We start from the raw sequence: 11,138 nt of genomic DNA on the forward strand, positions 1-11,138 counted from the left end.
CGCATGGCGACAACGATCGACGAACTTGAGGCAAGGCGCTCGGCCGCGCGGCTTGGCGGCGGGCAGGCGCGTATCGATGCGCAGCATTCGAAGGGCAGACTCACCGCGCGGGAGCGGGTCGAGGTGCTGCTCGATGCTAGCAGCTTCGAAGAATATGACATGTTCGTCGAACATAATTGCGCCGATTTCGGAATGGCCGAGCAGAAGGTGCCGGGCGACGGCGTCGTTACCGGCTCCGGCACGATCAACGGCCGGCTCGTTTATGTCTTTGCGCAGGACTTCACCGTCTTCGGAGGCTCGCTGTCGGAACGGCACGCGCAGAAGATCTGCAAGGTCATGGACATGGCGATGAAGGTCGGCGCGCCCGTCATCGGCCTCAACGATTCAGGCGGTGCCCGCATCCAGGAAGGCGTTGCCTCGCTCGGGGGCTACGCGGAAGTGTTCCAGCGCAATGTGCTCGCTTCGGGCGTGGTGCCGCAGATCAGCCTTATAATGGGGCCATGCGCGGGCGGCGCCGTCTATTCGCCCGCAATGACCGACTTCATCTTCATGGTGAAAGATTCGTCCTACATGTTTGTCACCGGGCCGGACGTCGTGAAGACCGTCACCAACGAGGTGGTGACTCAGGAAGAGCTTGGCGGCGCGGTCACCCACACCACCAAGTCGGGCGTCGCCGACGTCGCGTTCGAGAACGATATCGAGGCCTTGCTCGCCACGCGCGACTTCTTCGATTTCCTTCCGCTGTCGAACCGGCACGACGTGCCGACGCGGCCTACCTCCGATGCCTGGGATCGTCAGGACGAGAGCCTCGACACGCTCATCCCCGACAGCGCCAATAAGCCCTACGACATGCACGAACTCATCCGGAAAACGGTGGATGAGGGCGACTTTTTCGAGATTCAGCCGAACCATGCGGCCAACATCATCATTGGCTTCGGCCGCATCGAAGGCCGCACCGTCGGCATCGTGGCCAACCAGCCGATGGTGCTCGCCGGGGTCCTCGACATTAAATCGTCGAAGAAGGCAGGCCGCTTCGTTCGCTTCTGCGATGCTTTCGACATTCCGATCGTCACCTTCGTCGACGTGCCGGGCTTCCTCCCCGGCGTCGCGCAGGAGCATGAGGGCATCATCAAGAACGGCGCGAAACTGCTCTTCGCTTATGCCGAAGCGACGGTGCCGAAGATCACGGTCATTACTCGCAAGGCCTATGGCGGCGCCTATGACGTCATGGCGTCAAAGCATTTGCGCGGCGATTTGAACTATGCCTGGCCGTCTGCGGAGATCGCAGTGATGGGCGCTAAGGGCGCGGTGGAGATCATCTTCCGGAAAGACATCGGCGACCCGGGCAAGATCGCCGAACGTACCGCCGAATATGAAGCGCGCTTCGCCAATCCGTTCGTAGCAGCGTCGAAGGGCTTCATCGACGAAGTCATCATGCCCCATTCGACCCGCCGTCGCATCGCGCTCGGCCTCCGCAAGCTCCGCGACAAGCAGCTTGAGAATCCGTGGAAGAAGCATGACAATATCCCGCTCTGAGGATCTGCTGGTCGGCGTCATCGGGCTTGCGCTGCTGCCGCTCATCGCGTGGCGGATCGTGCGCGGTATTCGCGAAGGACGATTGCCGCTCTACCGCAGCTATGTCAGCCGCGACGACAATGCGGCAAAGTTCAATGTGCTGCTCGCGCTCCACGCGCTGAGCTTCGCGCTCGTCGCCTTCATCGCCGCCGACCTTCTTCTGGGAATTAGCGGATGAAGCTGGGCCGATTGAACCATGTTGGCGTAGCCACGCCATCGATTGAAAAGAGCATCGCGCTCTATCGCGACTTCCTTGGCGCGACCAAGATCCACGAGCCGTTCGACCTGCCGCCGCAGGGGGTTCGGGTCTGCTTCGTCGATACGCCGAACAGCCAGATCGAGCTGATCGAACCGCTCGGCGACAATTCGCCGCTGAGCGGCTTCCTCGCCAAAAACCCTGCCGGCGGGCAGCATCATGTCTGCTTCGAGGTGCCGGACATTCACGAGGCGAAAGCAGAGATGGAGGCGAAGGGCGCGAAGGTGCTCGGCGAACCGCGCATCGGCGCCCACGGTACGCCCGTCATCTTCGTGCACCCTAAAGATATGGGCGGCGTTCTCGTCGAGCTGATGGAGACTCCCAAAGGTGAGCACTGACAAGCCGACCCGCGCCGACTGGGAAGCGGCGGCGGCCAAGGAACTGAAGGGCAAAGACGTCACCTGGCGGACGCCGGAAGGCATCGACGTAAAGCCGCTCTATACGGCTGAAGACACCGCCGATTTCGACTGCGGCCTTCCCGGCTTCGCCCCGTTCACGCGCGGGCCCTATGCGTCGATGTACACCGGACGTCCCTGGACGATCCGGCAATATGCCGGCTTTTCGACCGCCGAAGATTCGAACGCCTTCTACCGCCGCAACCTCGCTGCGGGACAGAAGGGGCTGTCGGTCGCGTTCGATCTCGCCACCCACCGCGGCTATGACAGCGACCATCCCCGCGTCACCGGCGATGTCGGCAAGGCGGGCGTGGCCATCGACACGCTCGAAGACATGAAGATCCTGTTCGATGGCATTCCGCTCGGCGAAATGTCGGTATCGATGACGATGAACGGCGCGGTGCTTCCGGTGCTCGCTTTCTACATCGTCGCCGCAGAGGAGCAGGGCGTCAGCCAGGATCAGCTCACCGGCACGATCCAGAATGACATTCTGAAAGAGTTCGCGGTCCGCAACACCTACATTTATCCGCCCGAACCTTCGATGCGGATCGTCGCGGACATCATCGCCTACACGTCCGCGAACATGCCGCGCTTCAACTCCAGCTCGATCCGTGGCTACCATAGGCAGGAGGCCGGAGCGACGGCGGTGCAGGAGCTTGCCTTCACGCTCGCCGACGGGATGGAATATGTCCGCGCCGCCCGTGCCAAGGGGCTTGAGGTGGACGCCTTCGCGCCCCGCCTCTCCTTCTTTTTCGCGATCGGCATGAACTTTTTCATGGAGGTGGCGAAGCTTCGCGCCGCGCGCCTCCTGTGGCACCGGATCATGGACGATTTCGGTGCGAAAAATACGAAATCAAAGATGCTGCGCACCCACTGCCAAACTAGCGGCGTGTCTCTGACCGAGCAGGACCCGTACAACAACATCATTCGTACCACGGTCGAGGCGATGGCGGCGGTGCTCGGCGGCACGCAGTCGCTCCATACCAACAGCTTTGACGAGGCGATCGCGCTTCCGACCGACTTCTCCGCCCGCATTGCGCGCAATACGCAGCTGGTGATCGCGGAGGAAACCGGCATCACCAACGTCGCGGATCCATTGGGCGGCTCCTACTATGTCGAGGCGCTGACGCAAAAGCTCGCCGACGAAGCCTGGGCCCTGATCCAGGAAGTCGAAGCGATGGGCGGCATGACCAAGGCGGTCGACGAAGGGATGCCGAAGCGGCGGATCGAAGAGGCTTCGGCCGCGCGCGCCGCCGCGGTCGATCGCAGCGAGACGACCATCGTCGGCGTCAACCGCTACCGGCTGGAGAACGAGCCGCCGATCGACATCCTGGAAGTAGACAATGCCAAAGTGCGCGCGGGCCAGATCGCACGCCTCGAGAAGGTTCGTGCCGGCCGTGACGACGGCGCTGCGCAAGCCGCTCTCGATGCGCTTCGCGAAGGCGCACGTGGCGACGCGAACCTGCTTCAGCTTTCGGTCGAGGCGGCGCGGGCGCGCTGCACATTGGGCGAAATTTCTGAGGCGCTGGAGGACATATTCGGCCGTTACGACACGGTGCCGGAGCCGGTCAGCGGCATCTATGGCGGCGCCTACCAGGGCGATCCGCGCTGGGAGCGGGCGGAGCAAGGCGTCGACGCGGTCGGTCGCCGCCTCGGTCGCAAGCCCCGCATGCTGGTCGCCAAGATGGGGCAGGACGGCCACGACCGCGGCGCCAATCTCGTGGCCTCAGCCTTCGCCGATCTTGGCTTCGAAGTGGTGCCCGGCCCGCTCTTCCAGACACCGGAGGAAAGCGCGCGCCTCGCCATCGAGCGCGGCGTCGACGTGGTCGGCGCATCAAGCCTCGCGGCGGGGCATAAGACGCTCGTGCCGGAACTGATCGGCCATCTCCGCGACATGGGGCGCGCCGACATCAAGGTGGTGGTTGGCGGCGTCATCCCGTCGCAGGACTACGACATGCTCCGCGAAGCGGGCGTGCAGGCGATCTTCGGCCCCGGCACCAACCTTGTCGAAGCCGCCGGCGAGGTCCTAAAGCTGCTCGGTCACAACATGCCCCCGCTCGAGGAAGCCGCCGAATGATCCGCACCGACTGGAGCCGTGACGAGATCGGCGCGCTGTTCGGCATGCCGTTCCTCGACCTCCTGTTCGAGGCACAGCGGGTGCACCGGCAATATCATGCGCCGAACGAGGTACAGCTTTCGACTTTGCTGTCGATCAAGACCGGCGGCTGCCCGGAAGATTGCGGCTATTGCAGCCAGTCTGCCTTTGCCGAAACCGGCCTCAAGGCCGAGAAGCTGATGGACGCGGACGCGGTGCTTGCCGCAGCCGCGGAAGCCAAGGCCGCGGGCTCCGGCCGCTTCTGCATGGGGGCTGCGTGGCGCGAACCTAAGGAGCGCGACATGGATGCGCTTTGCACGATGGTCGCGGGCGTGAAGGCGATGGGGCTCGAAACCTGCATGACGCTCGGCATGCTGACGCAGGGCCAGGCCGACCGGCTCGCCGCGGCCGGGCTGGACTATTACAACCACAATCTCGACAGCTCGCCGGAATACTATGGCGAGATCATAACCACCCGCACCTATCAGGAACGGCTCGACACGCTTGAGGCGGTGCGCGCGTCCGGAATGGCCGTCTGCTGCGGCGGCATCGTCGGCATGGGCGAGACGCGGGAAGCCCGGGTCGGCTTCCTCCACGCGCTGGCGACTTTGCCGGAGCATCCGGAAAGCGTACCGATCAATGCGCTGGTGCCGATAAGCGGCACCTCGCTCGGCGACCGCCTGCTGGCCGAGCGCGACAGCAAGATCGACGACATCGAATTCGTCCGCACCGTCGCCGCCGCGCGCATACTGATGCCGCGTTCCATTGTGCGGCTGTCCGCCGGCCGCGAGAGCATGAGCGAGACTTGCCAAGCGCTCTGCTTCCTCGCTGGCGCCAATTCGATCTTCACCGGCGACAAATTGCTCACCACCGGCAATGCCGGCGCGGGCGCGGATGCCGCTTTGTTTGCGAAACTGGGTCTCCAGCCGATGACGTCGGAAGAACCGGCGCGTGTGGCGGCAGAGTGATCATGAAAGGACAGACGCTCTGGAAGCTATTCGAATGGGCTCTCGCGTGGCTAGTTGTTGGCTTTGCGCTCCTGTTCTTCACCTTTCCGTTCTGGGGAATGTCCGCGGAGCCTATAATAAGTCCGTACATGTTGGGGCTCGCAGCTCTGCTGTGGGTAGGTTCTTACGTGTGGATAGCAAGACGCCTTATCCGAGCTCGAAAGCTTAGTTGATGTTCAAAAAGATATTGATCGCCAATCGCGGCGAGATTGCGTGCCGCGTCATTCGAACCGCCAGAAAGATGGGGATCGCGACGGTCGCGGTCTATTCGGACGCGGACGCGCGCGCGCCGCATGTGCGGATGGCCGACGAGAGCGTCCGGCTGGGGCCGCCGCCGGCCAGCGAAAGCTACCTCAATGCCGAGCTGATCATCGACGCCTGCAAGGCGACGGGCGCGGAGGCGGTGCATCCGGGCTACGGCTTCCTCTCCGAGCGCGAAAGCTTCGCCAAGGCGCTTGCGGACAATGGGATCGCCTTCATCGGCCCGCCACCGAACGCCATCGCCGCCATGGGCGACAAGATCCAGTCGAAGAAGCTCGCGAAGGAAGCGGGCGTCAACGTCGTGCCCGGCTATCTCGGCGAAATCGCCGATACGGACGAGGCGGTGCGGATCGCTTCCGACATCGGCTACCCGGTGATGATGAAGGCGTCCGCCGGCGGCGGCGGCAAGGGGATGCGCCTCGCGTGGTCTGAGAAGGACGTGCGCGAAGGCTTCGAAGCCACCAAGCGGGAAGGCCTCGCAAGCTTTGGCGACGACCGCGTCTTTATCGAGAAGTTCATCGAAAGCCCGCGCCATATCGAGATCCAGGTGCTGGGCGATCAGCACGGCAATATCGTCTACCTGGGCGAGCGAGAATGTTCGGTGCAGCGCCGCCACCAGAAGGTGGTGGAGGAGGCCCCCTCCCCCTTCGTCACGGCGGAGATGCGGAAGGCGATGGGCGAGCAGGCGGTCGCGCTCGCGCGGGCCGTGGGTTACTATTCTGCGGGTACGGTTGAGCTGATCGTCAGCGGCGCCGATCCGACGGGTCAGAGTTTCTACTTTCTCGAGATGAACACCCGGCTCCAGGTCGAGCATCCGGTGACGGAGGAAGTGACCGGCCTCGACCTCGTCGAGCAGATGATCCGCGTCGCCGCGGGCGAGAAATTGAGCTTCGGCCAGGACGATGTGAAGCTGAGCGGCTGGGCGATCGAGAACCGCGTCTATGCGGAAGACCCCTATCGTGGCTTCCTGCCCTCGACCGGTCGGCTTGTCCGCTATCAGCCGCCTGAGGAAGAGGACGGCGTGCGGGTCGACGACGGCGTGTTCGAAGGTGGCGAAGTGTCGATGTTCTACGACCCGATGATCGCCAAGCTCATCACCTATGGCGATACGCGCGAGGAGGCGATCGACCGCCAGATTGCGGCGCTCGACGCATTCGAAATCGACGGCATCGGCCACAATGTCGATTTCCTGTCGGCTTTGATGCAGCATCCGCGCTTCCGCGAAGGCCGCCTCACCACCGGCTTCATCGCCGAGGAATATCCGGAAGGCTTCACCGGCGCGCCCGCCGACCAGCCGCTGAAGCGGAAGCTGGCCGCGCTGGGCGCGCTCGTCGCAACCGTGGAAGCGGAACGCGCGCGCCATATCGATAATCAGCTTGGGCAGCCGCTCGAAGCGCCGACCGAATGGGTGGCGCACATCGATGGCGAAGATTTTGAAGTGAGCGTCCAGGGGGACGCTGTCGTGGTCGGCGGCGCCGACCTCGACGTCGAAGCCGATTACATTCCCGGCGACCGCATCGTCGAAGCAATGATCGAGGGAGAGCCGCTAACGGTTCGGGTGGAGCGGAAGGGCTCCTCCTGGGTCTTCACCACGCGCGGCGCGCGCCATTCCGTGCGCGTGCTCGATCCTGCAACGGCGGCGCTTGCAGGCTACATGATCGAGAAGACGCCGCCCGATCTCTCACGCTATCTGCTCTGCCCGATGCCGGGTCTGCTCACGGCGCTCAACGTATCCGAAGGCGACAAGGTGGAGACGGGCCAGCCGCTCGCGGTCGTCGAGGCGATGAAGATGGAGAACATCCTCCGCGCGGAGAAAGCGGGCGTCGTGAAGAAGGTGGAGGCGAAGCCCGGCGACAGCCTCGCCGTCGACGCGATCATCCTCGAATTCGAAGCCGCCTGAGGCCGGCGGAGAGGCGCGGATGGTGACCATGCTTCCGCGCGCGCGCTTCAATCCCGCCCTTACCTTCATCTTCATCACGGCAGTGCTGGACGTGATGGCGATGGGCATCGTCATCCCCGTCCTCCCGGTACTGATCGAGGATTTCACCGGGTCGAACGCGGAAGCGGGCATCTATAACGGCCTGTTCGTCGCGATTTGGGCGGCGATGCAGTTCATCTTCTCCCCTGTGATCGGATCCCTTTCCGACCGCTACGGCCGGCGGCCGGTGATCCTCATTTCCGCGGCGGGCCTCTCCGCCGACTTCGCCTTGATGGCGCTGGCGCCGAACATGTGGTGGCTTGCGGTGGGACGCATCCTCGGCGGCATCACGTCGTCGAGCTTCACCACCGCCTTTGCTTACATGGCCGACATCACGCCGCCCGAGAAACGCGCCCGCGCCTACGGCCTCATCGGCGCGGCGTTCAGCGCCGGCTTTGTCGCGGGGCCGCTGATCGGCGGTGTGCTCGGCGAATGGGGCCCGCGCGTGCCCTTCTGGGGCGCGGCGATCTTGAGCGGCCTCGCCTTCCTCTACGGCCTCGTCGTGCTTCCGGAATCGCTGCCGCCGGAAAAGCGCATGGCCTTCTCCTGGGCGCGGGCCAATCCGTTCGGCGCGCTAAAGCTGCTCGGCTCGCATCCGGAGCTTACCGGCCTCGCCATCGTCAACTTCCTGCTCTTCTTTGCGCACCATGTCTTCTCGGCCGTTTTCGTCCTCTACGCCGCCTACCGCTACGGCTGGAGCACGGCGGAGGTCGGCTTCGCGCTGGCGCTCTGGGGCGTGCTCGACGTGCTGGTGCAGGCGTTCCTCGTCGGCCCCACCGTTAAGCGCTTCGGCGACAGGAAGACGATGGTCTTCGGGCTCTTCGTCGGCGCGGCGGGCCTCGCCCTCCTCGGCCTCGCGCCGACCGACTGGACCTTCGTCATCGCCATTTTCGTGAGTGCGCTCTGGGGCCTTTCCATGCCCACCATCCAGTCGCTGATGACGCAGCGCGTGTCGGAGAGCGAGCAGGGGCAGCTTCAGGGCGCGAACATGAGCGTTGGCAGCATCGCGGGCGTCGCTTCGCCTCTCTTCTTCGGCTGGGTCTACTCCCGCTCCGTCGGCGATGCCGCCTGGTTCGATGCGCCGGGCCTCGCCTTCGTCATTGCCGGCGTGGTTTTGCTCGGCGGCGCCGCCATGGGCATCGTCGCTGGACGCCATGGCGCTGAAAACAAGGCGTAAATTACGCCCACGAAACTTCCTGCCGTATCGTCCGTTAGCGGCGATGATGATGAAGTTAGCTTTCCTGCGTTTGACGCTCTCCGCCGCGGCGCTCCTTGCGGCCGCCCCCGCGACTGCGCAGGATGCGCCCGACGAAGACGGCGGCTGGACCGTCTCCATTGGGCCAGGCGCCGCGGTCCGGCCCAAGTTTCCCGGTGCCGAGGAGCTGGAAGCGGGCTTCTGGCCGGTGATCGACTTCTACCGAACGGAACGGGGCCCGAGCTTCGAGACCCCGGACGAAGGCTTCGGCTTCGGCATCGTCGGCAACGACAAATTCCGCGTCGGCCCGACCATCCAGATCCAGAGCGGCCGGGACGAAGAGGACGCGATCCTCGGCATCGGCGATGTCGGCACCACGATCGAAGGCGGCGCCTTCTTCGAATCCTATCTAAGCGACAATCTCCGCCTGCGAGGAGAGGTGCGGAAGGGCTTTGGCGGGCATAAAGGCTTGGTCGGCGACGTCGGCGGCGACTTCATCATGGGCGATATCGACGACTTTCAATTCTCCATCGGGCCGCGCGTGAGACTGGCGAACAAGCGCTATGTCCGCGCCTTTTACGGCGTGAACCCGGCGCAGTCGGCGCTGACCGGCCTTCCTGTCTACGATGTGGACGGCGGCCTTCACAGCGCAGGCGCCCTCGCCTTCGCCAATTACCGCCTCAGCGACCAACTCCGGCTCCAGGCTTATGGGCGCTACGACCGCCTGCTTGGGGATGCGAAGGATTCGCCGCTCGTGCTGAGCGACGTCGGTTCGCGCAACCAATATGAAGCGGGCATCGGCATCGCCTACAGCTTCCGCGTCCGCTGACGAAACCAATATAGATTAGTGGCTTATCTCCTTCGGGGTGGAACGACCCCGTGTGCGGCCCGTTTGTGGCCAAGCGTTGCCGTAACGGCACACCCGTCTCGGCGCGCCCAACAGGGAGACGAGCATGAAAAGCAGATGGAAACGTGCCGCAGTCGCGGCAGCGATCCTGACGTTGAGCCCCGCCACCGCGGCGCTGGCGCAGGAAACGACGACCACCACGACGACGCGTGAAGAGGGCGACAACGACCTCATCTGGAACATCCTCGGCGCTCTGGGCCTGCTCGGCCTGCTCGGCCTCAGGAAGCGTCACGACGCGCGCGACACGCGCCGCTGATCCCAAAAGATTCATCCGCGAAGCAATGGCGGAAAATACAAACAGGAGAGACAATATGCGCAAATATATGATCGCCGCGGCCGCTCTGGCCATGGTTGCCCCGGCCGCCGCTTCGGCAACCGCGACAACGACGGACGCCAATTACACGACCACCACCTATCAGGAAGAAGAGGAAGACGGCTTCCCCTGGGGTCTGCTCGGCCTTCTCGGCTTGCTCGGCCTCATCCCGCGCAAGCGTGAGCCGGACGTTCATATCGATGCGCGTCATCGCGACACGTCGACCACCACTGGAACGAGAACGGACACCCGGCTCTGACTGAACGCCCCGCCGCTTTAGCGGCGGGGCTACTAGGTTTCCAGGCGCCGCAGGAACCGTTGAAGGCGCCGCATCGTTCCTGCCGCAGAACATTCCTGACGATGGAGAAAGCGATGTCGCACATCCCGAATTCGGCCATGCCCCACGCGCAAGCGGAACCTGAGGAAGAGGAAGGCGGCAACTCGCTGTCCGAGCGCGCCGGCCGGGTTGCGGAAAAGGCGCGCGAGAACCCGAAGACGTCGATTGCCGCCGGCGCGGCCGTGCTTGCCGGAGCGATTGCGGCGGTCGCGCTGCCGTTCCTTCGCGGCCGCAAGAAAGATCAGGGAAGCAGCAGTTCGAAGAGCAGCGGCGCCAGCACGTCCGGCGGAAGCGCCGGCAGTGGCGGTCAAGGCGCCAAGAAGAGCGGCGGCACCCGCAAAAGTACGGCTAAGAGCGGCACGTCGAAGAGCAGCACTTCCAGCACCAGCACTCGAAAGCCTTCCGCGAAAAAGGCGTCGACCGCGACGAGCGCCAAAGCCTCGGGCCAAAGCCAGACGGCCAAGTCGAGCGGAAGCGGCTCTGCCAAATCGTCGAAGTCGGGCGGCACCAAGTCCGGCACGGCCAAATCCAGATCGTCGAAACCGAAGTCGGGCGGAGCCTCTTCGGGAGACAAAAAAGGCGGCTCGCAAGATTGACGCGAAGGCGGTGCTTCCCCAGCCGGATGAGCTGAGACGAGCCTGCCGTTTACTTTTTGTTAGGACTTTTCACCGTAGAAATACCGTATCGGGAGCTGCTGTGGGGAGCGGCTCTTAGTACCGCCGCTTTCGAGCGTGGCTAAGTGGGGTGGCCGATATGGGTGCGACTGCGGTTGTGCTCGAAAGGGACGAGGGAGGGGCGCGGCGGCGCAAGTCGCCGCGC

At 64.2% G+C, this 11,138-nt stretch carries 11 protein-coding genes; all 11 read left to right on the forward strand.

Annotated features, from left to right (window positions below; all coding sequences use genetic code 11):
- Positions 1-3: 3 nt before the first annotated feature.
- Entirely contained in the window at positions 4-1,536 is a 1,533-nt protein-coding gene (locus VGD10_RS07045) for an acyl-CoA carboxylase subunit beta (protein WP_331040094.1), read from the forward strand.
- Positions 1,517-1,753: a hypothetical protein gene (locus VGD10_RS07050; protein WP_331040095.1), complete on the forward strand. Its 237-nt coding sequence runs from the start codon at positions 1,517-1,519 to the stop codon at positions 1,751-1,753. The genes VGD10_RS07045 and VGD10_RS07050 overlap by 20 nt, the downstream gene beginning before the upstream one ends.
- Positions 1,750-2,169, forward strand: coding sequence for a methylmalonyl-CoA epimerase (gene mce, locus VGD10_RS07055; protein WP_331040096.1), 420 nt, complete (start codon positions 1,750-1,752; stop codon positions 2,167-2,169). The genes VGD10_RS07050 and mce overlap by 4 nt, the downstream gene beginning before the upstream one ends.
- Positions 2,159-4,303 (forward strand): methylmalonyl-CoA mutase, encoded by a 2,145-nt coding sequence (gene scpA, locus VGD10_RS07060; protein ID WP_331040097.1) that lies wholly within the window; start codon positions 2,159-2,161, stop codon positions 4,301-4,303. The genes mce and scpA overlap by 11 nt, the downstream gene beginning before the upstream one ends.
- A complete protein-coding gene (bioB, locus tag VGD10_RS07065) occupies positions 4,300-5,289 on the forward strand; it encodes a biotin synthase BioB (protein WP_331040098.1) in 990 nt (329 codons plus the stop codon). The genes scpA and bioB overlap by 4 nt, the downstream gene beginning before the upstream one ends.
- 211 nt (positions 5,290-5,500) lie before the next feature.
- Positions 5,501-7,489: an acetyl/propionyl/methylcrotonyl-CoA carboxylase subunit alpha gene (locus tag VGD10_RS07070; RefSeq protein ID WP_331040099.1), complete on the forward strand. Its 1,989-nt coding sequence runs from the start codon at positions 5,501-5,503 to the stop codon at positions 7,487-7,489.
- A 19-nt stretch (positions 7,490-7,508) separates the two neighbouring features.
- Positions 7,509-8,744: a TCR/Tet family MFS transporter gene (locus VGD10_RS07075; RefSeq protein ID WP_331040100.1), complete on the forward strand. Its 1,236-nt coding sequence runs from the start codon at positions 7,509-7,511 to the stop codon at positions 8,742-8,744.
- A 46-nt stretch (positions 8,745-8,790) separates the two neighbouring features.
- The gene (locus VGD10_RS07080) at positions 8,791-9,591 is read left to right on the forward strand and encodes a MipA/OmpV family protein (protein WP_331040101.1); all 801 of its coding nucleotides are present in this window, start codon (positions 8,791-8,793) and stop codon (positions 9,589-9,591) included.
- A 124-nt stretch (positions 9,592-9,715) separates the two neighbouring features.
- The gene (locus VGD10_RS07085; protein WP_331040102.1) at positions 9,716-9,925 is read left to right on the forward strand and encodes a WGxxGxxG family protein; all 210 of its coding nucleotides are present in this window, start codon (positions 9,716-9,718) and stop codon (positions 9,923-9,925) included.
- A 55-nt stretch (positions 9,926-9,980) separates the two neighbouring features.
- On the forward strand, positions 9,981-10,241 hold the full coding sequence (locus VGD10_RS07090; protein ID WP_331040103.1) for a WGxxGxxG family protein: 261 nt from the start codon (positions 9,981-9,983) through the stop codon (positions 10,239-10,241).
- A 113-nt stretch (positions 10,242-10,354) separates the two neighbouring features.
- Entirely contained in the window at positions 10,355-10,915 is a 561-nt protein-coding gene (locus VGD10_RS07095) for a hypothetical protein (RefSeq protein ID WP_331040104.1), read from the forward strand.
- Positions 10,916-11,138 lie beyond the last annotated feature (223 nt).

The organism is Allosphingosinicella sp., assembly GCF_036402135.1.
Classification (GTDB): Bacteria; Pseudomonadota; Alphaproteobacteria; order Sphingomonadales; family Sphingomonadaceae; genus Allosphingosinicella.

What these genes read in the sequence shown, in the direction of transcription:
- VGD10_RS07045 (WP_331040094.1), top strand. Translation starts at nt 4, where the DNA reads ATGGCGACAACGATCGACGAACTTGAGGCAAGGCGCTCGGCCGCGCGG.
- VGD10_RS07050 (WP_331040095.1), top strand. Translation starts at nt 1,517, where the DNA reads ATGACAATATCCCGCTCTGAGGATCTGCTGGTCGGCGTCATCGGGCTT.
- mce (WP_331040096.1), top strand. Translation starts at nt 1,750, where the DNA reads ATGAAGCTGGGCCGATTGAACCATGTTGGCGTAGCCACGCCATCGATT.
- bioB (WP_331040098.1), top strand. Translation starts at nt 4,300, where the DNA reads ATGATCCGCACCGACTGGAGCCGTGACGAGATCGGCGCGCTGTTCGGC.
- VGD10_RS07070 (WP_331040099.1), top strand. Translation starts at nt 5,501, where the DNA reads ATGTTCAAAAAGATATTGATCGCCAATCGCGGCGAGATTGCGTGCCGC.
- VGD10_RS07075 (WP_331040100.1), top strand. Translation starts at nt 7,509, where the DNA reads ATGGTGACCATGCTTCCGCGCGCGCGCTTCAATCCCGCCCTTACCTTC.
- VGD10_RS07080 (WP_331040101.1), top strand. Translation starts at nt 8,791, where the DNA reads ATGATGAAGTTAGCTTTCCTGCGTTTGACGCTCTCCGCCGCGGCGCTC.
- VGD10_RS07085 (WP_331040102.1), top strand. Translation starts at nt 9,716, where the DNA reads ATGAAAAGCAGATGGAAACGTGCCGCAGTCGCGGCAGCGATCCTGACG.
- VGD10_RS07090 (WP_331040103.1), top strand. Translation starts at nt 9,981, where the DNA reads ATGCGCAAATATATGATCGCCGCGGCCGCTCTGGCCATGGTTGCCCCG.
- VGD10_RS07095 (WP_331040104.1), top strand. Translation starts at nt 10,355, where the DNA reads ATGTCGCACATCCCGAATTCGGCCATGCCCCACGCGCAAGCGGAACCT.